Origin of the sequence: Prescottella sp. D32, from assembly GCF_037287305.1 — a bacterium.
Classification (GTDB): domain Bacteria; phylum Actinomycetota; class Actinomycetes; order Mycobacteriales; family Mycobacteriaceae; genus Prescottella; species Prescottella equi.
Window position 1 is genome coordinate 63,284 of sequence record NZ_JARBSW010000004.1, and the last position, 25,524, is coordinate 88,807.

At 69.1% G+C, this 25,524-nt stretch carries 23 protein-coding genes; 16 read left to right on the forward strand and 7 right to left on the reverse strand.

Annotated elements, in window-relative coordinates:
* Window positions 1-15: 15 nt before the first annotated feature.
* The 6 genes from PSS76_RS17545 to PSS76_RS17570 all read right to left on the reverse strand — a co-directional run bounded on the left by PSS76_RS17545 (window position 16) and on the right by PSS76_RS17570 (window position 7,974).
* Entirely contained in the window at window positions 16-882 is an 867-nt protein-coding gene (locus PSS76_RS17545; protein ID WP_084968685.1) for an ABC transporter permease, read from the reverse strand.
* Complete coding sequence (locus PSS76_RS17550) at window positions 879-1,838, reverse strand: ABC transporter permease (RefSeq protein WP_005513471.1); 960 nt, start codon at window positions 1,836-1,838, stop codon at window positions 879-881. Before PSS76_RS17550 ends, PSS76_RS17545 begins: the two co-directional genes overlap by 4 nt.
* 6 nt (window positions 1,839-1,844) lie before the next feature.
* On the reverse strand, window positions 1,845-3,419 hold the full coding sequence (locus PSS76_RS17555) for an ABC transporter substrate-binding protein (RefSeq protein WP_013415902.1): 1,575 nt from the start codon (window positions 3,417-3,419) through the stop codon (window positions 1,845-1,847).
* Window positions 3,420-3,607: 188 nt separating this feature from the next.
* Complete coding sequence (locus tag PSS76_RS17560; RefSeq protein WP_337456473.1) at window positions 3,608-5,938, reverse strand: arylsulfatase; 2,331 nt, start codon at window positions 5,936-5,938, stop codon at window positions 3,608-3,610.
* 221 nt (window positions 5,939-6,159) lie between these two features.
* A complete protein-coding gene (locus PSS76_RS17565; RefSeq protein WP_013415904.1) occupies window positions 6,160-7,125 on the reverse strand; it encodes a TauD/TfdA dioxygenase family protein in 966 nt (321 codons plus the stop codon).
* A gap of 42 nt (window positions 7,126-7,167) precedes the next feature.
* Entirely contained in the window at window positions 7,168-7,974 is an 807-nt protein-coding gene (locus tag PSS76_RS17570) for a TauD/TfdA dioxygenase family protein (RefSeq protein WP_005513467.1), read from the reverse strand.
* A gap of 194 nt (window positions 7,975-8,168) precedes the next feature.
* On the opposite strand from PSS76_RS17570, the gene PSS76_RS17575 reads away from it, so the two are divergent.
* The 10 genes from PSS76_RS17575 (at window position 8,169) to aroQ (ending at window position 19,336) form a co-directional block, all read left to right on the forward strand.
* On the forward strand, window positions 8,169-8,822 hold the full coding sequence (locus tag PSS76_RS17575) for a TetR/AcrR family transcriptional regulator (protein ID WP_337456474.1): 654 nt from the start codon (window positions 8,169-8,171) through the stop codon (window positions 8,820-8,822).
* Window positions 8,823-8,867: 45 nt separating this feature from the next.
* Entirely contained in the window at window positions 8,868-10,274 is a 1,407-nt protein-coding gene (locus PSS76_RS17580) for a replication-associated recombination protein A (RefSeq protein WP_013415906.1), read from the forward strand.
* Window positions 10,275-10,425: 151 nt separating this feature from the next.
* Window positions 10,426-13,098 carry an alanine--tRNA ligase gene (gene alaS, locus PSS76_RS17585; RefSeq protein ID WP_005513463.1) on the forward strand — a complete coding sequence of 891 codons (2,673 nt, stop codon included), beginning with the start codon at window positions 10,426-10,428 and terminating at the stop codon, window positions 13,096-13,098.
* Between the two features lie 2 nt (window positions 13,099-13,100).
* Entirely contained in the window at window positions 13,101-13,661 is a 561-nt protein-coding gene (gene ruvX / locus PSS76_RS17590) for a Holliday junction resolvase RuvX (RefSeq protein ID WP_049799475.1), read from the forward strand.
* A complete protein-coding gene (gene mltG, locus PSS76_RS17595; protein WP_013415908.1) occupies window positions 13,658-15,109 on the forward strand; it encodes an endolytic transglycosylase MltG in 1,452 nt (483 codons plus the stop codon). The genes ruvX and mltG overlap by 4 nt, the downstream gene beginning before the upstream one ends.
* A 5-nt stretch (window positions 15,110-15,114) precedes the next feature.
* Entirely contained in the window at window positions 15,115-15,939 is an 825-nt protein-coding gene (locus PSS76_RS17600) for a shikimate dehydrogenase (protein ID WP_080559320.1), read from the forward strand.
* A gap of 111 nt (window positions 15,940-16,050) precedes the next feature.
* Window positions 16,051-17,238: a chorismate synthase gene (gene aroC / locus PSS76_RS17605; protein ID WP_041674679.1), complete on the forward strand. Its 1,188-nt coding sequence runs from the start codon at window positions 16,051-16,053 to the stop codon at window positions 17,236-17,238.
* 4 nt (window positions 17,239-17,242) lie between these two features.
* The gene (locus PSS76_RS17610; RefSeq protein ID WP_205316469.1) at window positions 17,243-17,797 is read left to right on the forward strand and encodes a shikimate kinase; all 555 of its coding nucleotides are present in this window, start codon (window positions 17,243-17,245) and stop codon (window positions 17,795-17,797) included.
* 4 nt (window positions 17,798-17,801) lie between these two features.
* Window positions 17,802-18,911, forward strand: coding sequence for a 3-dehydroquinate synthase (gene aroB, locus PSS76_RS17615; RefSeq protein ID WP_005513457.1), 1,110 nt, complete (start codon window positions 17,802-17,804; stop codon window positions 18,909-18,911).
* A complete protein-coding gene (gene aroQ / locus PSS76_RS17620) occupies window positions 18,908-19,336 on the forward strand; it encodes a type II 3-dehydroquinate dehydratase (protein ID WP_005513456.1) in 429 nt (142 codons plus the stop codon). Before aroB ends, aroQ begins: the two co-directional genes overlap by 4 nt.
* Before the next feature lie 100 nt (window positions 19,337-19,436).
* On the opposite strand, the gene PSS76_RS17625 is transcribed toward aroQ, so the two are convergent.
* Window positions 19,437-20,075, reverse strand: coding sequence for a B-4DMT family transporter (locus PSS76_RS17625; protein ID WP_337456475.1), 639 nt, complete (start codon window positions 20,073-20,075; stop codon window positions 19,437-19,439).
* 102 nt (window positions 20,076-20,177) lie between these two features.
* Here PSS76_RS17625 and PSS76_RS17630 point away from each other — a divergent pair, with 102 nt between their 5' ends.
* From PSS76_RS17630 to PSS76_RS17655, 6 genes are all read left to right on the forward strand, one after another.
* Window positions 20,178-21,296: a M24 family metallopeptidase gene (locus PSS76_RS17630; RefSeq protein ID WP_064057880.1), complete on the forward strand. Its 1,119-nt coding sequence runs from the start codon at window positions 20,178-20,180 to the stop codon at window positions 21,294-21,296.
* A 16-nt stretch (window positions 21,297-21,312) separates the two neighbouring features.
* On the forward strand, window positions 21,313-21,876 hold the full coding sequence (gene efp, locus PSS76_RS17635) for an elongation factor P (RefSeq protein WP_005513453.1): 564 nt from the start codon (window positions 21,313-21,315) through the stop codon (window positions 21,874-21,876).
* Window positions 21,877-22,380 carry a transcription antitermination factor NusB gene (nusB, locus tag PSS76_RS17640; RefSeq protein WP_337456476.1) on the forward strand — a complete coding sequence of 168 codons (504 nt, stop codon included), beginning with the start codon at window positions 21,877-21,879 and terminating at the stop codon, window positions 22,378-22,380.
* Between the two features lie 195 nt (window positions 22,381-22,575).
* Window positions 22,576-23,208, forward strand: a complete 633-nt coding sequence (gene pyrR / locus PSS76_RS17645) for a bifunctional pyr operon transcriptional regulator/uracil phosphoribosyltransferase PyrR (protein ID WP_064057881.1) — start codon at window positions 22,576-22,578, stop codon at window positions 23,206-23,208.
* On the forward strand, window positions 23,205-24,146 hold the full coding sequence (locus PSS76_RS17650; protein WP_013415915.1) for an aspartate carbamoyltransferase catalytic subunit: 942 nt from the start codon (window positions 23,205-23,207) through the stop codon (window positions 24,144-24,146). The genes pyrR and PSS76_RS17650 overlap by 4 nt, the downstream gene beginning before the upstream one ends.
* 56 nt (window positions 24,147-24,202) lie before the next feature.
* Complete coding sequence (locus tag PSS76_RS17655) at window positions 24,203-25,522, forward strand: dihydroorotase (protein WP_013415916.1); 1,320 nt, start codon at window positions 24,203-24,205, stop codon at window positions 25,520-25,522.
* The last annotated feature ends 2 nt before the right edge of the window (window positions 25,523-25,524 follow it).

Consider the following 25,524-nt stretch of genomic DNA (forward strand, 5'->3'; position numbering starts at 1 on the left):
CCTTGGAATGGTGGTTCACCGCAGCCGTGACCGGGCGGCGAGGGCTTGCGAGATCAGGAGCAGTCCTAGTACCAGGACGACGACGACCGCGAGGGGGCCGACGACGAAGAACGGTGAGTGGTACGCATTCTGCGTCCCCTCCTTGATGAGGGAACCGAGCGACGGGGCCGGCGGAGTGATGCCGAGGCCGAGGAAGCTCATGGCTCCCTCGATGAACACCCCCACCGACATCGCCAGCGCGAGTTGCACTGTCAGTGGTTCGAAGCAGTTGGGCAGGACGTGTCGGCGCAGGATCCATCCCTCCTCGGCTCCGAGAGTTCTCGCGGCTTCGACGTAGGGCGCCTGCCGTACCGTGAGCACCGACGTCCGGGTCAGCCGACCGAACACCGGGATCTCCGCAAGCACGATCACCGTCGCGATCGTCCAGACGCCGGGACCGATGACCATCGTGAGCGCGATCGCGAGGACGATGGTCGGGAACGCGAGGATCAAGTCGAACGCGCGTTGGACAACGGTGTCGATCCGGCCGTCCCGGGTCGCGGCGAGGCCGAGCAGCGAACCGATCACCGCTCCGGCCGGCACCGCCAGGAAGATCACTACGAGATCGATCCGGATGCCGTAGAGGGTCCGGGACAGGATGTCGCGCCCGACGGAGTCGGTGCCGAGGAGATGCTCACCGCTCGGTCCGAGCAGCGCCGCGCCGGCGGTCTGTTCGTCGGGTGCGTACGGTGCGAGCCAGGGCGCAGCGAGGCCGGCGAGCGCAACGATGGTCACCAGGACCACACCGGCCGACCCGCGACCCGTGCGCAACGCGGCCCAGCGACTGCGCCGATCGGTGGTGACGGCGGTCTCGTCCGGTGCAGCGTCCACAATTGCGCTCATGCGTGACCACCCAGCCGGATGCGCGGATCGAGCCAGGCGTTGACGAGATCGGTGATCAATTGGACGGCGACGAACAACCCGACGGAGAACAGCAGCATCACCTGCACCACCGGGTAGTCACGGCTCGAGATGGCCCGCTCGATCAGGTGCCCGAGTCCGGGCCAAGCGAAGATCGCCTCGACGAGAACGGTTCCGCCGAGCAGATGCCCGACCTGCATGCCCAGTACCGTGACCGTCGACGGCAGCGCATTGGGCAGGGCCTGGGTCAGCACGATGCGCCGGCGTGAGATCCCGAGCGCGCGGGCCGTGGTGACGTACGGTTCGGCGAGTTGGCTGCGCAGCGATTCGGTGAGGAACCGGGTGAGCGCTGCTGCGATCGGCAGAGCCAGGCACACGGCGGGGAGGATCAGGTACTGCACGGAGATTCCGGGGTCGTCGAGAAAGCCGCTCCTCGGCACACCTCCCGCGGGCAACACCGCCCACACCACACCGAACAGCACCACCAGGATCGTGCCGGTGACGAAGTTGGGGATCGCGACGGCCACGGTGCCGAACCCGGTGACGACGCTGTTGAGCCAGCGCCGATCGACGATCACCGAGACCGTGCTCATGGTGAAGGCGATGACGACGGCGAGCAGCAGCGCCGCCGCCGCGAGGACGACGGTGTTGCCGAGCGCGTCGAGCAGCAGGGAGCCGATGTCGCCACCGAGAATCAGCGAATGCCCGAGATCGAAGGAAGCGACACCACCGAGCCATGAGAAGTACTGGCCGACTTGGGAGCCGGTCAGACCGAGGTCGTCACGGATCGACTCGAGTGCTTCGGGAGAGGAGTCGGGGCCGGCGAGGATCTGGGCCGGGTCGCCCGGTACCAGCCGCAGCAGGGTGAAGATCACGACCGAACCGATGGCGAGCACGATCAACGCGGACGGGATCCGACGGAGGCTGTAGCGCAGCATCGTCGGTCACCCACCCAGGTAGGCGTCGCTCAGGTCGAGCTCGCCCTTCTTGGTCCAGCCCACGCCCTGGAGGGCGGCGGACGCGGCCAGCTCGTTCTCGTGGTTGAACAGGCCGATCACGAAGGCGTTGTCGAGCAGCTCGGTGTTCAGTGCGCGGTATGCGTCCTCGGCGTCAGTACTGCTCGGATCGGTGATCCCCCAGACCCTTTCGACGGCGGCCTGGTATCCGGGGTCGATGAAGTTCGACGTGTTCTTGTTCGCGTTGTAGACGTAGGCGCTGGTGGGCAGGGTTGCCGGTGTGTACTGCGCGAAGGTGTGTTCGGTGATCCACAGGCCGCCGTAGGTGCCCGCGATCAGGTTCTTGAGGGTGGTGGCCTGATCCTGGGGCTGGAGGGTGGTCTCGATCCCGACCGCGGCGAGGTCGGCCTGCACGATCTGCGCGACCGCCTCGGATTCGGTGGATCCCGCCGTGTAGGCGACGGGGATGACCGGCACGCTGCCGACCTCGCCGACCAGTGCCTTGGCCTTCTCGGTGTCGTGGTCGTACGTGCCGTTCAGGTCCGCGTCGAATGCGGGCGAATACTGCGGCCACGGCAGGTTGGCGAGATCCCCGTGCCCCTGGTAGACGTCGGCGACGATCCGGTCTCGATCCACCGCGTGGGCGATCGCCTGGCGAAGCCGGATGTCGCCGAGTCCCGGCGCCTGCACATTGGCGCCGATGTAGGCGGTGCGCTGCACACCGGTCTGGTCGACCACCCGGAAACCGGGATCGGCGCCCAGTTGGTCGGCGTCGCGGGGCGCGACGTTGAGCAGCAGGTCGAGTTGGCCGGAGCGCAGCTGCGACACCCGCGTCTGGGCGTCGGGGACGATGACGTACTCCACCCCGTCGAGGTGCGGCGCGCCGTCCCAGTACTGTTCGTTGGCGTCGAAAGTGATCGACGCCCCCGGCTTCCAGGCGGCGAACCGGAACGCACCGGTCCCGTTGTACCCCTTGCCGGTATCGAGGTCGGGCAGTGTGTCGACGTCGATGATCGGCATGACGTCGAAGAGGTCGAGGAAGTTGCCGGCGGGCCTGGCAAGCGTGAGCGTGATCGCGTGCGGATCGCTGGTGTCGAAGCCCGTGACCAGGGCGGCTGTGCGGGCGAGCTGCCCGGACCGGGCCGGATCGGCGTACGTCCGGATGCTGGACTCGACGTCCGCCGAGGTGAACGGCTTGCCGTTGTGGAAGGTGACGTCGTCGCGCAACTCCAGGTGCACGGACAGCTTGTCCTCGGAGACCGTCCAGGACGTCGCCAGTTTCGGCTGCGGATCGAGGCTGTCGGCGGGGTAGCGGATGAGGGTGTCGTAGACCAGTCCGGTGATGGTGGCCTGCGCGGGGGCGCCCGAGTACAGCGACGCGGGGGTCAGATCACCACCGTCACCGATTCGAAGGATACCGCCCTCCGTGACCTCGGTACGGGTGTCGGCGCCGGCCTGGTCGACCGCGGAGTTGCACCCCGCGGCGCCGAGGACGCCGACGACGGACAGGACGAGGGCTCCCAGTAGGGAGCGACTCCGGGGGAGCGCGGGACGGCTGAACACAGGGGGTCCTTTCGGGGCCGTGTGGAGGTGAACTCGCAGGGGCGAGGTGGGGGCGTCGATCGGGATGTCGGCGCGCCTGGGCTGAAAAGCTCCGAGGATCAAAGTAATTGGGAGGAATTAAATTACGGAGGTATCGGATCCACGTGCGTCGAATCCTTTACAGGGCCGCTCACAGGACCGTCGCGCGGTCAGTGCGTGACGAGCTCCGCCGCGAGCCGCTGAGCGTCGGTGGGCCGGCCGCCGGCTGCTTCGGTCTCGAGAGTGACCTCGCCGATCCGACCGGTGTACCGGTACTCGTCGCCGCGGGCGTAGTCGGAGGTGACCGGCGTGCCCGGGTTCGCACCCACCGTCAGCCGACCGGACCCGAACAGGGCCGTGCGTTCGACGCGACCCTCCCCGACGATCCGACCGTCGACGAGGATGCGACCGGTCCCGCCCCGCCCGATGCCTCCGCCGTCATAGGCGAACAGGTACTCGAGCAGGTGTGCGCCGGCCGTGAGCGACTCGGTGGCGCGTACGTGCGTGGTGACCACACTGCACAGGTTGTGGGCGAACGTCACCACCCCTTCCCGAACGTAGAAGGACAGCCCGTTGAAGGAGTTGCCCAGGCTCACCAGAACGCCGTCGGACTCGGCACTGTCGGCCACTACGGGCACGCTCAGCCGAAACGACGTGTTCGATGTGCTGGGGAATGCGGCGGTCGGTAGTCGCCGTGTGCCGGCCGGCACGGTGACCCGCCCGCCCAGGTCGGGGACGCGGCGCCCTGCGACGGCCGCGTCCATGCGTTCGATGCCTCGGTCGTCGAGCGGCAGCACCTGGTGTAGCCGTGCCTGCTCCAGGAACAGCTCTTGCAGCGCGGCCAGCCGTTCCGGGTACTCGGAGGCCAGATCGGTGGCTTGGGAGAAGTCACGGGTGATGTCGTACAGCTCCCACGTGTCCTGGTCGAACGGGATGGGGTCGGTTCGCGACAGGTCCCACGGAGAACGGTGCTTGGTGACCGCGGTCCAGCCGTCGTGGAAGATCCCGCGGTTGCCGAAGATCTCGAAGTACTGGGTGAGGTGCCGGTCCGGCGCGGCGCCGTCGCGCAGGGCGTACAGCATCGAGGTGCCCTCGATGGGGCGCTGGGCGATCCCGTCGACCCGGTCGGGATGCGGGATCCCGGCGGCCTCCAGGATGGTCGGTGCCACGTCGATGACGTGGTGCCATTGTGTGCGGACGCCACCTCGATCGGAGATCCCCTTGGGCCAGTGCACGACGAGCCCGTTGCGCGTTCCACCGAAGTGCGACGCGACCTGCTTCGTCCACTGGAAGGGGGTGTCCATCGCCAGGGCCCAACCGACGGGGTAGTTCACGTAGCTGGTCGGACCCCCGATCTCGTCGAGGCGATCCCGAATCTCGGCGCCGGTTTCCGGCAGTCCGTTGTAGGTCCGCGACTCGTTGAACGTGCCCGTCAGGCGTCCCTCGCAGGACGCGCCGTTGTCGCCCAGGATGTAGAAGACCACCGTGTTCTCGAGCTCCCCGGCGGCGCGGAGAGACTCGACCAGCCGACCGACCTGCTCGTCGGTGTGCTCGGCGAACGCCGCGTACATCTCCATGAGCCGTTCCGCGACGACGCGACCGTCGTCGTCGAGCTCGTCCCAGTGCGGGGCGCCGTCGGGCCAGGGCGACAGGAGCGTGCCGGGCGGGACGACGCCCAGCTCCTTCTGCCGCTCGAGGGTCTGCTCACGTTGCGCGTCCCAGCCGTGGCCGAACTTCCCGCGGTACCGGTCCCGCCACGAATCCGGAACCTGGAAGGGGGAGTGGGTGGCGCCGAAAGGCAGGTAGGCGAACCAGGGACGGTCCTTGTCCACGTCGCGCACCGATCGGATCCAGTCCCTGGTCTTGTCGACGAGGTCCTCGGAGAGGTGATAACCCTGCTCCGGCGTCGACGGCGGCTCCACCTGCGCGGTGCCGGAGTACAGGTTCGGGTGGAATTGATCGTCGGCCCCGCCGATGATCCCGTAGAAGGTGTCGAAGCCCTCCCGAGTCGGCCAGTGCGTGAACGGGCCGACGGGAGTGATCTCGTCCTGCGGGATCTGGTGCCACTTGCCGAACACGCCGGTCGCGTAGCCGTTCTCCCGCAGGGTCCGCGCCAGCGGAGCGGCGTCCAGCGGTCGGACACCCGTGTAGCCCGGTGCGCTGGAGGAGAAATCGGTGACGACTCCCATTCCCACGCTGTGGTGGTTTCGCCCCGTGAGCAGCGCCGCCCGCGTCGGTGAGCAGATCGCCGTGGTGTGGAAGCGGTTGAACCTCAGCCCGTCGGCCGCCAACTGCTCGGCCACCGGCATCGAGCACGGCCCGCCGAAGGCCGACGAGGCACCGAAGCCCATGTCGTCGAGCAGAATCACCAGCACGTTGGGTGCACCCTCGGGTGCGGTCACTCTCGGGGGCCCGGGGAAGGGCACCTGCTGATCGCGGACGTCGTGCGCGGCGTCGACGGTCTCCGGGGTGAGGTGAATCGGTAGCTGAGTGCGATCCATCGGGGCTCTCCTCTGTTCTGAACGAACCGTCGCGCGCCGGTCCGAGAGGTCCGGGAATTCGCCCGGTAGGTGCTGAAGCTGCTGCCGCTGACGTCGAGCCGCCGCGGGTGACGACCGGTGGCGAATCGGATTCGAGAAGTGCGCCGCGGTGCCGCAATTCTCCTCCGTCGCGAAGGCGCCGAAGGTGAATTGCGCTCGGTTCCTTCCCCGGTCCAGGTGGGTCAGGCGTCGAAGCCGGGGAAACGGTCGGGGGTGTCGACGACCGAGAAATGCGAGGCGTCGCCGGTGAGGATGCGGCTGGCATCCCCGTCGACCGATACCGGGACGTCGCCGGCCAGGGTCACCCGGTGCACGCTGCGCTTGTGGGTGCCGAAGTCCGCGATGCCGTAGTGCTGGGTCGCGCGGTTGTCCCAGATCACCAGATCGCCCGGCGTCCAGGCCCAGCGCAACGTGTTCTCGAGCCGAACGACGCGCTCCTGCAGGAGCTGGAACAGTGCAGCCGACTCGTTGGTCTTGAGTCCCACGAAGTTCTTGACGAAATGACCGAGGAGCAGCGACCGCTCGCCGGTTTCGGGATGCACGCGCACGACCGGGTGCTCGATCTCGAACTTCAGGCGCGTGAAGTTCTGCATCGTCTCGTGACGGTTGACCGCGATGCCCTTGCGGTCGGCGTGTACGCCTGCGTAGTCGTACTCGTTCGAGTGCACCGCCCACAGGCTGTCGACGAGCGCCTTCAGGGGGGCGGGAAGCTGCTCGTAAGCCGCGGTGGTCGAGGCCCACGTGGTGGCGCCACCGTAGGGCGGGATGTCGACCGCTCGCAGGATCGATGCCTTCGGGATCCGGTCGACGAAGCTGACGTCGGTGTGCCAGCTGTTGGCGGCGCCCTCGATGACGAGCGTCCGGTTGTCCTCGGACGTCAGCGTCGGATGGGTGGTGGTCTGGGAGCCGAGGGTGCCGGCGAACCGGTACTGGATGTCGTCGGTGACGTGGTGCTGGCCGCGGAAGACGACGACCTTGTTCGCGGCGAGGGCGTAGCGGATCGCGTACGCGGTCTCGGCGGGGATGTCCCCGGAGACGTGCACGCCCTCGATCAGGGCGCCGATGTTCTCGCCGAGCCGGGTGACGGTGATGCCGCCGGCGGCGTAGATGTCGTGCGCGGTGGACGGGCGGGTCTCGACGGTGGTCACATTGCTCCTCTGCTGTGGGTGACGGGTACGGGCTGTGCTGTGTCAGCGCGCGGGGACGGGTGCCTCGGGCGCGACCTCGATGCGATGGATCCGACGCGGCTCGTCGCCGTAGTCGTAGATGGCGTTGTGCTGGACGAAGTGGTTGTCCCAGACAGCGATGTCCCCGACGCTCCAGCGGCGGCGGACGGTGAACTCGGGCCTGATCGACACCGTCTTCAGCAGTCCGAGCAGCGCCCGGCTCTCGTCCTCGGTGACCCCGTCGATCGCGGATGTGAAGAGGTCGTTGACGAACAGCGCCTCGCGTCCTGTCTCCGGATGCCGGATCACCAGCGGGTGCCTCGCCTCGGGGACGTTCGGCAGTGGCGCGATCCGATGCGTCGCAGTCAGTCCGTACAGCGCTTCGCGGATCGGGGGCGAGAGTGCGTCGAGCGCCGCGTACTGGTTGGACCACAGCGTGTCGCCGCCGACCTCCGGGAGTACCTGCATGTGCAGGATGCTGAAACGTGACGGCTCGGCTCTCCACGCGACGTCGCAGTGCCAACGGTTGGCCTGGTAGGCGCTGCCGTTGTCGGTGCTGATCACACTGATCTCGCGGTAGCCCTCGTCGCCGAGGTGAGCGAGGTGCTCGTGCGGATACACGATGTCGCCGAAGTGCTGCGCGAAAGCCCGGTGGGTGGCGGGGTCGACGCCCTGCTCGGGGAAGAACAGCACCCCGTGGTCGTGCAGGGCCGTCCGGACGAGCTCGACGTCGGCGCCGGACAGGGCGGCCACGTGGAGACCGCGCACCTCGGCGCCGATCGCTCCGGCCAACGGTGTGACGGTCACCGTGGCGGCTTCGAGTGTCGTCATCGGTCGTCCTCGAATCTGTGTGGGGGACTGGGATGATCGTCAAAGTAATTGCCGAGTATTAATTTCTGGAATGGATTCGCTCCGTGTGCGTCCAGGGGTTTACAGATCGGCGGCCGCGCGATATCCGTGAGCGCAGGACGCGCTTCGGCGTCGGCACGTCGACCCGAGATCCGACGCGATTAGGGTGAGCAGCCATGACTGCCAGACGCGGCCGCTACAGCGCCGGCCAGGAAACGCGCGTCCTCCTGGTGGAGACAGCCGAACGGTTGTTCGCCCAGCGCGGCTACGACGCCGTCACGCTCGCCGAGATCCGCAGTGCCGCAGGTCAACACAATGCATCGGTGATCGGCTACTACTTCGGGTCGAAGGAGAAACTGCTCGAAGCGGTCCTCGAGCACCGCCTGCCGGCCGTCAACGCGCACCGCGAGCGGATGATCTGCGAGCGGAGGACCGCCGACGGTCGGCTGACCGTTCGCGACGCCCTGTGGTGCCTCGTGCAACCGCTCGCCGACAGCGTGCGCGAGGGAAATCACTACGTCGGCCTGCTCGACCGGCTGCTGGACGCCGAGATCCTGGGAAGCGTGTTCGGCTCCGCGGATCCCACCGTGACCGCGAGTGGCCTCGCCGTGGACCAGGGGCTACGCGAGGCCCTCGATGATCTTCGGGACGAGGTCCGCCTGCAGCGGATCATGATGGTCTACGAGAGCGCGCTGCGGACGCTGGCGCGAATCGCCCGCTCGAGCGGGTCCCCCGATCGCCGCGAGCTCTCGGCGTGCATCGACGCCTGGGTGGGGTTGCTGCGTGCGCCGACGTCCGACGAGACCCTCCGTGCGCGCGCTCACTCCTGAGTGCAGCCGGCTCGGTGCGTCGGTGTCGGCTAGTAGCGTCGGGGCGTGACTGATTTCTTCGGCGACACGGACCCGGGCAGCGATACGGGCCTGTTCGAGGCCCCCGCCGCCGAGCCGGAACCCGAGCCCCTCACGTCGGTTCCGCGCTCGGCGCCGACGTCTCATCCCGGGGCCCCGCTGGCCGTTCGGATGCGGCCCGCGGCGCTGTCCGAGGTAGTCGGCCAGCAGCATCTGCTCGCACCGGGGGCCCCGCTGCGCCGCCTCGTCGAAGGCTCCGGCGCCTCGTCGGTGCTGCTCTACGGCCCGCCCGGCACCGGGAAGACCACGCTGGCGTCGCTCATCTCCGGTGCCACCGGACGCAAGTTCGAGGCGTTGTCGGCGCTGTCGGCGGGTGTGAAAGAAGTGCGGGGCGTCATCGAACTGGCCCGCCGACGCCTGCTCCAGGGTGAGCAGACGGTCCTGTTCATCGACGAGGTCCATCGCTTCTCCAAGACCCAGCAGGATGCGTTGCTCGCCGCGGTCGAGAACCGCATCGTGTTGCTCGTCGCGGCCACCACGGAGAACCCGTCGTTCTCGGTGGTCTCGCCGCTGCTGTCGAGGTCGTTGGTGCTGCAGCTGCAGTCCCTCACGTCCGACGACATCCGGCTGGTCATCGAACGGGCCCGCGCCGACGAGCGGGGGCTCGGCGGCTCCGTCGAGATCGCCGACGACGCGCTCGAGCACCTGGTCCGGTTGGCCGCCGGTGACGCGCGCCGGGCGTTGACCGCCCTGGAAGCGGCGGCCGGCACGGCGCTGGATCGGACCGACGAGCGCCCGGCGCTGCTCGACCTCGAGACCGTCGAATCGAGCGTCGACAAGGCTGCCGTCCGCTACGACCGCGACGGCGACCAGCACTACGACGTCATCAGCGCGTTCATCAAATCCATCCGTGGCTCCGACGTCGACGCCGCGCTGCACTACCTGGCCCGGATGATCACGGCAGGGGAGGATCCGCGGTTCATCGCCCGCCGGCTCGTCGTGCATGCCAGCGAGGACATCGGCATGGCCGACCCGACGGCGCTGCAGACCGCGACCGCCGCGGCGCAGGCGGTGCAGCTCATCGGGATGCCGGAGGCGCGGCTCGCCCTGGCGCAGGCCACCATCCATCTCGCGACCGCGCCCAAGTCCGGAGCGGTGATCGCGGCGCTGGGCGCGGCGATGGCGGACGTCGCGGCCGGTAAGGCAGGTCTCGTGCCGCCGCACCTGCGGGACGGTCACTACGCCGGCGCCGCCCAGCTCGGGAACGCGGTCGGTTACAAGTACCCGCACGACCACGCCGACGGTGTCCTTCCACAGCAGTACCCGCCGGACGAGCTGGTGGGTGTCGACTACTACGAACCGACCACTCACGGCGCCGAGAGGGAGATCTCGGCGCGGGTCGGGAAGCTCCGGAGGATCGTGCGCGGACGCTGATCCGCGGTTCGGTCGACCACCTCGGTCGCCGCCGAATAAATGGCGAGCGCCGGGGCGTTAAGCTTGCCCATGGCTGATTCGCGCCTCGGTGCCGATATCTGCTTGCCGAACACTGTGACATTTCGACGGACATACGTTAGGACGAACCCAGGTGCAGACCCACGAGATCCGTAGGCGCTTCCTCGACCATTTCGTCAAGGCGGGCCACACCGAGGTGCCCAGCGCCTCGCTGATCTTCGACGATCCGAACCTGCTGTTCGTCAACGCCGGCATGGTGCAGTTCAAGCCGTTCTTCCTCGGCCAGCAGACTCCGCCCTACGACACCGCGACCAGCGTGCAGAAGTGTGTGCGCACCGGTGACATCGAGAACGTCGGCGTCACCACCCGCCACAACACGTTCTTCCAGATGGCCGGCAACTTCAGCTTCGGCGACTACTTCAAGCGCGGCGCGATCAAGCATGCGTGGGCGCTGTTGACGAACAGCGTCGAGGACGGCGGCTACGGCTTCGATCCCGAGCGGCTGTGGGTCACCGTCTACCTCGACGACGACGAGGCCCGCGACATCTGGAAGGAAGAGGCCGGCATCCCCGACGAGCGCATCCAGCGCCGTGGCATGGCCGACAACTACTGGTCGATGGGCGTGCCCGGCCCGTGCGGCCCCTGCTCGGAGATCTACTACGACCGCGGTCCCGAGTACGGTGCCGAGGGTGGCCCCGAGGCCGACGAGGACCGCTACCTCGAGATCTGGAACCTCGTGTTCATGCAGAACGAGCGAGGGGAGGGCACCGGGAAGGACGACTTCGAGATCCTCGGCCCGCTGCCCAAGCAGAACATCGACACCGGTATGGGTGTCGAGCGTGTCGCGTTCCTGCTGCAGGGCGTCGACAACGTCTACGAGACCGACCTGGTCCGTCCCGTGATCACCAAGGCCGAGGAGCTGTCGGGCCGCACGTACGGCACCGACCCCGAGGCCGACGTCCGCTTCCGCGTCATCGCCGACCACGCGCGTACCGCTGTGATGCTGATCGCCGACGGCGTCAACCCGGGCAACGAGGGCCGTGGCTACGTGCTCCGCCGCCTGCTGCGGCGCATCATCCGGTCGGCGAAGCTGCTCGGCGCCGAGAAGCCCAGCATGCGCGAATTCGTGACCGTCGTGCGCGACACGATGTCCCAGTCGTACCCGGAACTCGCCACCGACTTCGACCGCATCGTCGGTGTCGCCGTGGGTGAGGAGACCGCGTTCCTGCGCACCATCGCGGCCGGCTCGAAGATGTTCGAGGCCGAGGCCGACGAGGTGAAGGCCGCGGGCAGGAAGGTCTTCGGCGGCAACGAGGCGTTCGTGCTCCACGACACCTACGGTTTCCCGATCGACCTGACGCTCGAGATGGCGGCCGAGGCCGGCCTGAGCGTCGACGAGGACGGCTTCCGCTCGCTGATGGCCGAGCAGCGGAAGCGGGCCAAGGAGGATGCGCAGGCACGCAAGCACGCGCACACCGATCTCACGGTCTACAAGGAGTTCGTCGACCGCGGCGCCACGGAGTTCACCGGCTTCAACGAGCTGGTGTCCGAGGCGCACGTGCTGGCGCTCATCTCGAACGGTGTGCGCGTCCCCACGGCGACCGCCGGCCAGGACGTCGAGGTCATCCTCGACCGCAGCCCGCTGTACGCGGAGTCGGGCGGCCAGATCGCCGACATCGGCACGATCACCGCGAACGGTCTGCGGGTCAAGGTCAACGACGTGCAGAAGATCGCCAAGAAGGTATGGGTCCACAAGGTCTCGGTGACCGAGGGACAGATCACCGAGGGCGACGTCGTCCTCGTGCAGGTCGACCCGGAGTGGCGCAAGGGCGCGACGCAGGGCCACTCCGGCACCCACATGGTGCATGCCGCGCTGCGGCAGGTGCTCGGCCCCAATGCCGTTCAGGCCGGTTCGCTCAACAAGCCGGGCTATCTGCGTTTCGACTTCAACTGGCAGGGCCAGCTGTCGGAGTCGCAGAAGCAGGAGATCGAGGTCGTCACCAACGAGGCCGTCGCCGCCAACCACGCGGTCAACACCTTCGTCACCGATCTGGACAAGGCGAAGCAGATGGGCGCGATGGCGCTCTTCGGCGAGAACTACGGCGACGAGGTGCGGGTCGTGGAGATCGGCGGACCGTTCTCGATGGAGCTGTGCGGCGGCACGCACGTGCAGACGTCGGCGCAGATCGGTCCGGTCACGCTGCTCGGTGAGTCCTCCGTCGGCTCCGGCGTGCGACGCGTCGAGGCGTTCGTCGGTCTCGACTCGTACCGCTACCTGGCCAAGGAGCGCGCGCTTCTCGCCGGGGTCGCGTCGTCGCTCAAGGTGCCGTCGGAGGAGGTCCCGGGTCGTGTCGAGGCACTCGTCGAGCGGCTGAAGGCGGCCGAGAAGGAACTCGAGGCCACCAAGGCGGCCGCGGTGCTGGCGTCGGCGGGCACGTTCGTCGACAAGGCGCACCGATTCGGTGAGGTGCTTCTGGTCGCCGAGCAGGCACCCGACGGTGTCGCCGGAAACGACCTGCGTGGTCTGGTCAGCGACATCCGGGGCCGGTTCGGCACGCAGCCCGCTGTGGTGGTGCTGCTCGGCAACGCCGACGGCAAGGTGCCGTTCGTCGTCGCCACCACCAAGGCGGCCCAGGATCTCGGCATCAAGGCCGGTGAGCTGGTGTCGAGCTTCGGCCCGCAGATCGGTGGCCGCGGCGGCGGCAAGGCGGACATGGCGCAGGGCTCCGGCTCCGACGTCTCCGGAATCCCGGCGGCGCTCGAGGGCGTGCGGGGCCGGGTCGCCGAGCTGGCAGGAAACTCCTAGCGGTGCCCCCGGTCTCGTCGGGTCCCGACCGTTCCGCCCAGTCGGGTCCCGACCGGCCTGGGGCGGACGACCCCGGGCGCGGGCGTCGGATCGCAGTCGACGTCGGGAGTGTGCGGATCGGGGTGGCCTCGTGCGACCCCGAGTGCATCCTCGCGACGCCGGTGGAGACCGTTCCGCGGTCGAAGGAGAAGGGTCCCGACGCGCCGGACATCCGGCGGATTGTCGCGATTGTCGAGGAGTACGAGGCCGTCGAGGTTATCGTCGGTCTGCCGCAGACCCTGCGAGGTGAACGCGGCAAGGCCGCAGACCTGGCGTCCGCGTTCGCGCGGCGACTCCGGCGTGCCGTCGAGCCTGTCCCGGTGCGGATGGCCGATGAACGTCTGACGACGGTGACGGCGTCGCGCGCACTGCGCGAGAGCGGGGTGAAGGCCAAGGGTCAGCGGCCGATGATCGATCAGGCCGCGGCGGTGGCGATCTTGCAGGGATGGTTGGACGAGCGGAGCAGAGCGGTGAACGTGTCGGATCCGGAAGAAGGCGATCGACCCACGGGAGACGCCCTGTGAGTGATCAACGGCCGCCGTCGGGGCGTCCCGAGTACGAGTCGGACTCGCGGTACGCGGGTGGTCACGACGGCGACTACGGCTACGAGTACAGCCGGCCGTACGGACCGGCGTACGACCGGGCCCGGGCCTCGGACGTCGACCAGGGCTACACCTCGGACTACACATCGGACTACGGCTCGGACTACGGATACGAGCCCCAGTACGACCGGTACGAGTACGACGACGGGCGCCGCGCCCTGCCGACCGCGGTCGGCACCCACCCGATCAGCCGCGGCGAGGCCCGTCGACTCCAGGCCGCCGCGCGCCGCAAGCGGCGTGGCCGCATCATCGGCGTGCTGGCCGGCGCGGTGCTCCTCGGCGGCATGGGCGCGGCCGCGGTCGCGGTGTACGACAAGGTCTCCGGACGCGATGTCGCGGACTACGCGGGCCCGGGCGGTCCCGAGGTGGTCGTGCAGGTGCATCCCGGCGACACGGCGAACCAGATCGCGGACGAGATGGCCGCGAAGGACGTCGTCAAGAGCGAGGCCGCGTTCTATCGGGCGGCGCTGCGCAACGATGCGATGAGTGCGGTGCAGCCCGGCTACTACTCGATTTCCACCCGGATCTCCGGTTCGGACGCGGTGTCGGCGCTCGTGTCGCCGGACGCCCGCGTCGGCGCGCTGGTGATCTCGGAGGGGCGTCAACTCCACGACACTCGCGACGTGCAGACCGGCGCGGTGAAGAAGGGCATCTACACCCTCATCGCCGAGGCCAGCTGTGTCGGCCCGGCGGACGCGCAGAAGTGCCTCACGTACGACCAGCTCAACGAGGCGGGCGCGGGCCCGGACCTCGCGGCGCTGGGCGTGCCGGACTGGGCGCGGGCAGCGGTGGCGAACGTCCCGGACCGGGATCGTCAGCTCGAGGGCCTGATCGCCGCGGGCAGCTGGGATTTCGATCCCACGCAGACCCCCGCCGAGATTCTCCGGCAGCTGGTGAGTTCGAGCGCGGAGAGCTACGAGGCGACGGGACTCGAGAGCGCGGGTGGCAACGTCGGGCTCGCGCCGTACCAGATGCTCATCGTCGCGTCGCTCGTCGAACGCGAGGCGTTGCCCTCGGACTTCGACAAGGTCGCGCGGGTGGTGGTGAACCGGCTTGCGGTCGCCCAACCGTTGCAGTTCGACTCGACGGTCAACTACGCACTCGACACGACGGAGGTCGCGACCACCGACGCCGATCGTGCCCGGGTCACGCCGTGGAACACGTACGCCATGCCGGGCCTGCCCGCGACGCCGATTGCGTCCCCGAGCATCAATGCGCTTCGCGCGGTGGAGAATCCGGCGCCCGGTGACTTCCTGTACTTCGTGACGATCGACAAGAAGGGCACGACGCTCTTCACTCGTAGCTACGAAGAGCACCTCGCGAACATCGAACTGGCCCAGAAGAGCGGCATTCTCGACAGTGGAAGGTGATCGACGTGTCGGCCCGTGAAGGCAGGAAGGCTGCCGTTCTCGGTAGCCCGATCGCGCATTCGAAGTCCCCGGACCTGCACCTCGCTGCCTATCGTGCGCTCGGGTTGACCGACTGGACGTACGAGCGGATCGAGTGCACCGGCGAACAGTTGCCGGGTCTGGTGTCGGGTCTCGGGCCCGAGTGGGTCGGCCTGTCGGTGACGATGCCCGGGAAGGTGGCGGCGCTCGAGTTCGCGACCGAACGCACCGACCGCGCCGTCGCGATCGGGTCGGCGAACACGCTGGTGCGCATCGACGACGGCTGGCGGGCGGACTGCACCGACGTCGACGGGGTCCGCGGCGCACTCGTCGAGGGCGGGATCGGCGACCTCTCGGGCGCGCCGGCCGTCGTGATCGGTGCCGGTGGCACCGCCCGGCCCGCGCTGGTGGCCCTCGCGGATCTGGGCGTCGGCTCGGTGACCGTCGTGGCCCGCGATGCCGCCCGCGCGCGCGAGACCCTGGACTGCGGGGAGGCCGTCGGTCTCCACGTGCGGCACCTGACGTTCGACGACGCCCGCCTCGGCGACGTCTGTGCGCACTCCGCCGCCCTCGTCAGTACGGTGCCGGCCGTGGGGGCTGCGCCCTGGGCCGAGGCGATCGGCCGGGCACCGTTCGTGCTCGACGCGATCTACGACCCGTGGCCGACGCCGCTGGCGCAGGCCGTCGAGCGGGCCGGCGGCACCGTCGTCGGCGGTCTCGCGATGCTCCTCAACCAGGCATACGGCCAGGTGGAGCAGTTCACCGGCATGCCGGCGCCGCGTGCGGCGATGGCTGCCGCACTCGATTCCTGAATTCGCCGATGGCGCGGTAACCGCGGCACAGCCCGCCTGTGGCGGGTGTGGCGAGTGCGACCGACGGCCCGCTGTCGAAGGTGACCCTACGGACGTGGAAAGATGCTGGACGTGTTGCGCTGGATAACTGCTGGAGAGTCCCATGGTCCCGCCCTCGTAGCCATGCTCGAGGGGATGGTCGCCGGCGTCGAGGTGACGTCCGACGACATCTCGGCGCAGCTCGCGCGCCGTCGTCTCGGCTACGGCCGCGGTGCCCGCATGAAGTTCGAGGCCGACAAGGTCACGATCATCGGCGGTGTACGGCACGGCCGCACGCTCGGCGGACCGATCGCGGTCGAGGTCGGTAACACCGAGTGGCCCAAGTGGGAGACCATCATGTCCGCCGACCCGGTGGACGAGGCCGAACTCGCCGGCCAGGCGCGCAACGCGCCGCTCACCCGTCCGCGTCCCGGGCACGCCGACTACTCGGGCATGCTCAAGTACGGCTTCGACGATGCCCGCCCGGTGCTCGAGCGCGCCAGCGCCCGTGAGACCGCGGCCCGTGTCGCCGCCGGTACCGTCGCCCGCCAGTTCCTCCGCCAGCTCTTCGGCGTCGAGGTGCTCTCGCACGTCATCTCGATCGGCGCGTCCGAGCCCTACGTCGGCGTCGGCCCGGAGGCCGGCGACCTCGAGGCGATCGACGCCAGCCCGGTGCGCGCGTTCGACAAGGCCGCGGAAGACTCCATGATCGCCGAGATCGAGGCAGCGAAGAAGGACGGCGACACCCTCGGCGGCGTCGTCGAGGTCATCGTCCACGGTCTCCCGGTCGGCCTCGGCTCGTTCATCAGCGGCGCCGATCGTCTCGACTCGAAGCTGGCCGCCGCCCTGATGGGCATCCAGGCGATCAAGGGCGTCGAGGTCGGCGACGGCTTCGAGACCGCACGCCGTCGCGGTAGCGCGGCACACGACGAGATGCGTCCGGGGCCCGACGGCATCCTGCGTTCCACCAACCGCGCCGGCGGTCTCGAGGGCGGGATGACCAACGGCGAGGCCCTGCGGGTCCGCGCCGCGATGAAGCCGATCTCCACCGTCCCGCGCGCGTTGTCCACGATCGACATGGCCACCGGTGAGGAAGCGGTCGCGATCCACCAGCGCTCCGACGTGTGCGCGGTCCCGGCGGCAGGCGTCGTGGCCGAGGCGATGGTCGCGTTGGTCGTGGCCCAGGCCGCGCTCGACAAGTTCGGTGGCGACTCGATCGCCGAGACCCGCTCGAACTTCCAGCGCTACGTCGACGGCATCGCGGCACGTCACCCGCGGTGATCGGATGACACCACGTGCGGTGCTGATCGGGCCGCCCGGTGCGGGCAAGTCGACCATCGGTCGACGGCTCGCGCAGGCGCTCGACCTGGAACTGCTCGACACGGACGTCGAGATCGAACGCCGGACGGGCCGCACCATCCCGGAGATCTTCGCGACCGACGGGGAGCCGCACTTCCGGGAGATCGAGGAGCAGGTGGTCGGGGAGGCGCTCGAGAAGCACGACGGGATCCTGTCCCTCGGTGGTGGCGCGATCCTGTCCGAACGCACCCGTACCCGGCTTGCCGGGCATACCGTGGTGTACCTGGAGATCAGTGTCGCGGAGGGCCTCAAGCGGACCGGTGCGACCACCGGTCGGCCGCTGCTCCACGGGGGCGACCCGAAGGCGAAGTACCACGCGCTGATGCGCCGCCGCCGGCCGCTGTACCGGCAGGTGGCGACCATCCGGATGCGCACCGACAGTCGGAGCCCGAGCCGGGTGGTCCAGCAGTTGGTGACGAAGTTGACCGACGGGCCCGCACCGGGCACCCCGGCACACGACGAGACAGAAGCGGAGCAGTAGAGAAGTGACCGAACCGGTACGCGTCGAGGTGGCAACGGCCGATCCCTACCCGGTGATCATCGGGCGGGGTCTGCTCGGTGACCTCGTCGAGGAACTCGAAGGCACCCGCACGGTGGCGATCTTCCATCAGCCGCCGCTCGCCGAGACCGCGGAAGCGGTGCGAGGAGCGTTGGCGGAGAAGGGGATCGATGCCCACCGCATCGAGATTCCGGATGCCGAGGACGGCAAGGATCTCGCGGTCGCGGGCTTCTGCTGGGAGGTGCTCGGCCGGATCGGCCTGACCCGCAGCGACGCGATCGTCAGTCTCGGCGGCGGCGCCGCCACCGACCTCGCCGGTTTCGTGGCCGCGACGTGGATGCGCGGCGTGCGGATCGTGCACGTCCCGACGACCCTGCTCGCGATGGTCGACGCCGCCGTCGGCGGCAAGACCGGGATCAACACCGAGGCCGGCAAGAACCTGGTCGGTGCATTCCACGAGCCGTCCGCGGTCCTGATCGACCTCGCGACGCTGGAAACGGTGCCACGCAACGAGATCGTCGCCGGCATGGCCGAGGTCATCAAGACCGGATTCATCGCCGATCCGGTGATCCTCGATCTCATCGAGGCCGATCCCGAGGCCGCGTTGGATCCGACCGGAACCGTGCTCCCGGAGCTGATCCGCCGCTCCGTCGAGGTCAAGGCGAAGGTGGTCGCCGCGGACCTCAAGGAGTCGAGCCTGCGGGAGATCCTCAACTACGGGCACACCCTCGGACACGCGATCGAGCGTCGCGAGCGGTACCGCTGGCGTCACGGCGCCGCAGTGGCCGTCGGCCTGGTGTACGCCGCCGAACTCGGTCGGCTGGCCGGCCGCCTCGACGACGCCACCGCCGACCGGCACCGGTCCATCCTCGAACTCGTCGGCCTGCCCACCACGTACGACGGGGACGCGTTCGCCGATCTGCTGAAGGGCATGCAGACCGACAAGAAGAACCGCGCCGGGCTGCTGCGTTTCGTCGTGCTCGACGGGCTCGCCAAGCCCGGTCGGCTCGAGGGCCCGGACCCGGCGCTGCTCGTCGGCGCCTACGGTGCGATCGCGCGGGACGCGAGCCCCAGCGGTGGGTCGGTGCTGCTGTGAGGGTGCAGGTCGTCAACGGCCCGAACCTCGGCCGTCTCGGGAAACGTCAGCCGGAGGTCTACGGCTCCACCACGCACGACGACCTCGTCGCGCTGTGTGAGCGCACCGCACAGGAACTCGGCATCGAGGTCGTCGTGCGGCAGTCGGACAGCGAGGCCGAACTTCTCGGCTGGATCCACGACGCCGCCGACGCCGGTGAACCGGTGATCCTCAACGCCGGCGGACTGACCCACACGTCGGTCGTCCTGCGGGACGCGTGCGCGGAACTCACTGCCGGGCTGGTCGAACTGCACATCTCCAACGTCCATGCACGCGAGGAGTTCCGGCAGCACTCCTACCTGAGTGCGGTCGCGACCGGGTCGATCGTGGGCCTGGGCGTCGCGGGTTACGCACTGGCGCTGCGGTTCCTCGCCGAGCGGGGCTGACCGACAGCGAATTTGCCGAGTCCGACGAGAACGGGCCGGGGCGGTACTCCGCCCCGGCCCGTTCGCCGTCCTGTACTCCCCGCCGCCTGCTGGTCGACTGCTACTTGTCGGCGCGGTGCGCTCCGCCCCCGCCCTGGCTGCCGTCGGGATCGACCGGGCTGAACACCTCGGTGGCGGACTCGTCGGCCGCCGGGTTGTACCCGCTCTCGTAGCCGTGCTCGTACGACCATTCGCTGTCGGCGTAGTTCTCGGCCGCGTTCTCCTCGACCTCGAGGTCGGCGTCGTGCTCGTAGGCGACCGCCCCGTCGGACGACTTCGACTCGCGGCCGGCGAGGAACCGGCCGAGAGCCACGGCGACGGACGCCGGGACGAACACCAGCAGGACGGTGAACGCGGCGCCGGAGGTCACCTCGAAGAACAGCGATCCGTTGGTCACCGCGATATCGAAGATCAGACCCACCAGCCACGACACCGCCCCGGCGAGGATGCCGGCCACGAAAGCCGCCTTGAGCCACATCATCGTGAGGTCGGCGGCGTCGTCGGGATCGGGGTTGGCGCGCCGGTCCCGGATGCCGTCGAAGGCGCCCCACAGGAACGCGGCGAGGATCACGAGGATCAACGAGAACCACCGCAGGATGCTGCCCTGCTGGGGCCACTGCGTCACCGCCGCGCCCAGGAAAGTGCGCACCACTGCATGTACCAAAGCCAGCCCGAGACCGCGTACGACCCACCCATTCATGTGACACAGCGTAACCAGCAGGATTCCGCGCTTGTGTCGTAACCCACACAAACGGCACGAAGAGGCGTCGGACACGTCGGGGGCGCGGGGTAGTTTCGGTGCATGTCGATTCATGAGGTGACCACGTCGACCGCCGCGCGCAGGTCGCGGCTCCGCGAGATTCTTCGGGAGCGCGAGCTCGATGCGCTGCTCGTGACCGATCTGCTCAACATCCGGTATCTGACGGGCTTCACGGGATCGAATGCGGCCCTGATCGTTTCGGTCTCCGACGGGCCCGGGGCCGAGGACCGCACCGTCATCGCCACCGACGGCAGGTACCTCGTGCAGGTGGGGGAGCAGGTGCCCGACCTGCGTGCCGAGATCACCCGGGCGTGCGCGCCGGGGCTCCTCGAACTGGCCACGGCCTGGGGCGCCGGCCGGCTCGGGTTCGAGAGCCACGTGGTCACCGTCGACCAGCACGCTGCGTGGCGTGACCGGGTGCCGGGGATCGATCTCGTGCGCTCACCCGGGATCGTCGAGCAGTTGCGGGAGGTCAAGGACGAGGGCGAGATCGAACTGCTGCGCCGGGCGTGTGCCGCCGCCGACGACGCCCTCGCCACGCTCGTCGAGCGCGGGGGCCTGCGTCCCGGTCGGACGGAGCGCGAAGTCGCGCGCGAGCTCGAATGGTTGATGTTCGAGCACGGTGCCGACGGCATCTCGTTCGAGACGATCGTGGCCGCCGGCCCCAACTCCGCCGTACCGCACCACCGGCCCACCGGGGCGGTGCTCGCGTCCGGCGACTTCGTGAAACTCGACTTCGGTGCCCAGATCGGCGGCTACCACTCGGACATGACTCGCACCTACGTCCTCGAGCGCGCGGCCGACTGGCAGCGCGACGTCTACGACCTGGTCGCGCGGGCGCAGGCGGCGGGCCGGGCGGCGCTGACGCCGGGGGCGGCGGTCGGTTCGGTGGACGCGGCGGCCCGGTCGGTGATCGAGGACGCCGGCCACGGCGAGAAGTTCCTGCACGGATTGGGGCACGGCGTCGGACTCGAGATCCACGAAGCGCCCGGGATCGGCAAGCTCGGCACCGGTACACTGCTTGGCGGTGCGGTGGTGACCGTCGAGCCGGGTGTGTACTTCTCCGGGCGCGGTGGCGTCAGGATCGAGGACACGCTCGTCGTTCGCGAGCAGGGGCCGGAACTCCTCACTCTCACCAGCAAGGATCTCGCAATCGTCTGAAGGAGACGCGAACTAAGTGGCAGACACCAGTGATTTCAAGAACGGGCTCGTGCTGAAGATCGAGGGCCAGCTCTGGCAGATCATCGAGTTCCAGCACGTCAAGCCGGGCAAGGGCCCTGCGTTCGTGCGCACCAAGATGAAGAACGTCCTGTCGGGCAAGACCGTCGACAAGACCTTCAACGCGGGTGTCAAGGTCGAGACCGCGACGGTCGACCGCCGCGACATGACCTACCTCTACCACGACGGTAGCGACTACATCTTCATGGACGGCGACACCTACGACCAGATCCCGATCGGCGAGGCCACGGTCGGCGACGGCGCGCGCTTCCTGCTCGAGAACATGCAGGTCCAGGTTGCCACGCACGAGGGTGCTCCGCTGTTCGTCGAGCTCCCGGTCACGGTCGAGCTCGAGGTCAAGCACACCGATCCGGGTCTGCAGGGCGACCGCTCCACGGGCGGCACCAAGCCCGCCACGCTCGAGACCGGTGCCGAGATCCAGGTTCCGCTGTTCATCAACACGGGCGACAAGCTCAAGGTCGACTCCCGTGACGGCAACTACCTCGGGCGCGTGAATTCCTGAGTGTCGGGCACGCATAAGAAACTCGGAGCACGTCACAAGGCCCGCAAGCGGGCCGTCGACTTCCTGTTCGAGGCCGAGGCACGCGACGTCGACCCGGTCGACCTCGCGGACGAGCGGTCCGATCTGGCCGGCCGCGACGATTCGGTGGCGCCCGTAGCCCCATACACGGTGACGGTCGTCCAGGGTGTCGCCGAGAACCTGGACCGGTTGGACCAGGTGATCGAGTCCCACTTGCAGGACTGGACCCTCGACCGCCTGCCGGCGGTCGACCGGGTGATCCTCCGTATCGCCGTGTGGGAGTTGTTCCATGCAACCGACGTGCCGCCCGTCGTGGCCGTCGACGAGGCCGTCGAACTGGCCAAGGAACTCTCCACCGACGATTCGCCGGGCTTCGTGAACGGGGTGCTGGGCCAGGTGGTCCTGGTCGCGCCGCAGGTCCGGGCCGCCGCTGCCGCCACCTCGCAGCGCTCCACCGTCGAGAACGCCGAAGACGACGAGTCCTGACGTGTCGCCGCTGCCGCCCATCCCCGTGACGGGGGGTGGGCGGCAGCGGCGTCCGTGCGGCCCTGGACGCAGTGACGTCCGGGTCCGTGGATTCGCACTACCCGGAATCTGGCGCGTGCGCGGCCGCTGATAAGCTGTGCCGCGTCAGACATCCTTTAACGATCCGTCCAGAGAGGCGGAGAAGGAGGTCGCTGTATGCCTACGCCCGAAGGGTCCTCGTCCGGCATTCCTGCGAACGCTCGCGAATTGTTGTCCCCGGCAGATGTCGGCAGGACCGTCGCCCGTATCGCCCACCAGATCATCGAGAAGACCGCGCTCGACGCCACTGAGACGGTCGACGGCGCCACCGCCGTCGGCTCGGCCCCGCGCGTCGTCCTGATCGGCATCCCCACCCGCGGCACGACGCTCGCTGCTCGCCTCGCCGACAAGATCGAGGAGTTCGCGGGGGTCCGGCCGCCGGTCGGCTCACTCGACATCACGCTCTACCGCGACGACCTGCGGACCAAGCCGCACCGTCCGCTCGAGCGCACGTCGGTGCCGGAGGGCGGCATCGACAACGCGCTCGTCGTCCTCGTCGACGACGTCCTGTTCTCCGGCCGCACCGTCCGCTCCGCGCTCGACGCGCTGCGCGACCTCGGCCGACCGCGCGCGGTCCAGCTGGCGGTCCTCGTCGACCGCGGCCACCGTGAGCTGCCGCTGCGCGCCGATTACGTAGGCAAGAACGTGCCCACCGCACGCACCGAAGATGTCGCCGTGCTCCTGGCCGAGCACGACGGACGGGACGGTGTCGTGTTGTCGAGCGGGCACGCAGAGGAGAACGAGAAGTGAAGCACCTGCTCTCCATCGCGGACCTGAACCGGGATTCCGCGACCGAGCTACTCGACGAGGCCGAGCGTTTCGAGCAGGCCCTGCTCGGGCGTGAGGTCAAGAAGCTCCCGACGCTGCGCGGCCGCACCGTGATGACGGTGTTCTTCGAGAACTCCACCCGCACACGGGTCTCGTTCGAGGTCGCCGGCAAGTGGATGAGCGCCGACGTGATCAACGTCAGCGCCTCCAGTTCGTCGGTGTCGAAGGGAGAGTCGCTGCGCGACACCGCGATGACGCTGCGTGCGGCGGGCGCCGACGCGCTGATCGTCCGGCATCCGGCGTCGGGCGCGGCGCACCAGATCGCGGCGTGGACCGGTGCGGCCGAGGACGGCGGCCCCGCCGTCATCAACGCCGGTGACGGTACCCACGAGCACCCCACGCAGGCGTTGCTCGACGCGCTCACTCTCCGGCAGCGACTCGGCGGCATCGAGGGTCGTCGTATCGCGATCGTCGGCGACATCCTGCACAGCCGGGTGGCCCGCTCGAACGCGTTGCTGCTCTCGATGCTGGGTGCCGAGGTGGTCCTGGTGGCGCCGCAGACGCTGCTGCCGGTGGGCGTGGAGACGTGGCCCGTGCGGGTCTCGCACTCGATCGACGCCGAACTCCCCGGACTGGACGCGGTGCTGATGCTGCGGGTGCAGGCGGAGCGGATGAACGGCGGGTTCTTCCCGTCACCGCGCGAGTACTCGATCACCTACGGGCTCAACGAGAAGCGGCTCGGGTTGCTGCCCGATCACGCCGTGGTGCTGCACCCCGGCCCGATGCTGCGCGGCATGGAGATCGCGTCGTCGGTCGCCGACTCGGCGAGAACGGCTGTGCTGCAGCAGGTCACGAACGGCGTCCACGTTCGTATGGCGGTGCTGTTCCGGCTGCTGGTGGGAACGGAAGAGGTCGCGTGAGCGACCGGAACACGACAAGTATCGACGAGACGAGAAACGAGAAGGTGGCGCCGCAGATGTCCGCGAGCGGGAACGTGTTGATCCGAAACGTTCTGGTGTACGGGGAGGGCGAGCCGACCGATCTGCTGCTCGGCGGGGGGCAGATCCTCGAGATCGGCACCGGTCTGGACGCAGGCGACGACGTCGAGGTCATCGACGGCGCCGGCCAGATCCTGCTGCCCGGCTTCGTCGACATGCACACGCACCTGCGGGAGCCGGGCCGCGAGGACACCGAGACCATCGACACCGGTTCCGCGGCTGCGGCTCTCGGTGGGTACACCGCCGTGTTCGCGATGGCGAACACCAGCCCGGTCGCCGACTCGGCCGTCGTCACCGATCACGTGTGGCGCCGCGGCCAGGAAGTGGGCCTCGTCGACGTGCACCCCGTCGGCGCAGTCACGGTCGGCCTCGAAGGCCGCCAACTCGCCGAGATGGCGACGATGGCCGCCGGTGTCGGCAAGGTGAAGATGTTCTCCGACGACGGCCACTGCGTCGCGGATCCGCTGATCATGCGACGGGCGCTCGAGTACTCGGCGTCGCTCGGGGTCCTGATCGCGCAGCACGCGGAGGAGCCGCGACTGACCGTGGGGTCGGTTGCACACGAGGGTCCCACCGCGGCTCGCCTCGGACTCGCCGGCTGGCCGCGCGCCGCCGAGGAGTCGATCGTCGCCCGGGACGCACTGCTGGCCCGCGACGCCGGTGCGCGCGTGCACATCTGTCACGCCTCTACCGCGGGCTCCGTCGAGCTCGTCAAGTGGGCACGCGGCCAGGGCATCTCGATCACGGCCGAGGTCACCCCGCACCACCTGTTGCTCGACGACTCGCGGCTCGAGACGTACGACGCGGTCAACAAGGTCAACCCGCCGCTGCGGGAGGCGTCCGACGTCGCGGCGCTGCGAGCGGGCCTGGCCGAGGGGATCATCGACTGCGTGGCCACCGACCACGCGCCGCACGCCGAACAGGACAAGTGCTGCGAGTTCTCCCAGGCGCGTCCCGGCATGCTCGGGCTCGAGACGGCGCTGTCGATCGTCGTGGAGACGATGGTCCGGCCCGGTCTGCTCGACTGGCGCGGTGTCGCCCGGGTGATGAGCGAGCGTCCCGCGGAGATCGTCGGGCTCGACGACCAGGGCCGCCCGATCGAGGTGGGAGAGCCGGCCAACCTGGTGCTCGTCGATCCCGACACCGAGTGGACGGTGCATGGTCCGGAACTGGCCAGCGTCGCGAACAACACGCCGTACGAGTCGATGACCCTTCCGGCGAAGGTCACGGCGACGGTGCTGCGCGGCCGGGTCACCGCCCGCGACGGCAAGGTGCGGCCACTCGGAGAGGCACGGTAGTC

What these genes read in the sequence shown, in the direction of transcription:
- pyrR (WP_064057881.1), top strand. Translation starts at nt 22,576, where the DNA reads ATGCCTACGCCCGAAGGGTCCTCGTCCGGCATTCCTGCGAACGCTCGC.
- PSS76_RS17570 (WP_005513467.1), bottom strand. Translation starts at nt 7,974, where the DNA reads ATGACGACACTCGAAGCCGCCACGGTGACCGTCACACCGTTGGCCGGA.
- PSS76_RS17545 (WP_084968685.1), bottom strand. Translation starts at nt 882, where the DNA reads ATGAGCGCAATTGTGGACGCTGCACCGGACGAGACCGCCGTCACCACC.
- PSS76_RS17560 (WP_337456473.1), bottom strand. Translation starts at nt 5,938, where the DNA reads ATGGATCGCACTCAGCTACCGATTCACCTCACCCCGGAGACCGTCGAC.
- PSS76_RS17625 (WP_337456475.1), bottom strand. Translation starts at nt 20,075, where the DNA reads ATGAATGGGTGGGTCGTACGCGGTCTCGGGCTGGCTTTGGTACATGCA.
- PSS76_RS17630 (WP_064057880.1), top strand. Translation starts at nt 20,178, where the DNA reads ATGTCGATTCATGAGGTGACCACGTCGACCGCCGCGCGCAGGTCGCGG.
- PSS76_RS17550 (WP_005513471.1), bottom strand. Translation starts at nt 1,838, where the DNA reads ATGCTGCGCTACAGCCTCCGTCGGATCCCGTCCGCGTTGATCGTGCTC.
- PSS76_RS17610 (WP_205316469.1), top strand. Translation starts at nt 17,243, where the DNA reads ATGACACCACGTGCGGTGCTGATCGGGCCGCCCGGTGCGGGCAAGTCG.
- PSS76_RS17575 (WP_337456474.1), top strand. Translation starts at nt 8,169, where the DNA reads ATGACTGCCAGACGCGGCCGCTACAGCGCCGGCCAGGAAACGCGCGTC.
- PSS76_RS17655 (WP_013415916.1), top strand. Translation starts at nt 24,203, where the DNA reads ATGTCCGCGAGCGGGAACGTGTTGATCCGAAACGTTCTGGTGTACGGG.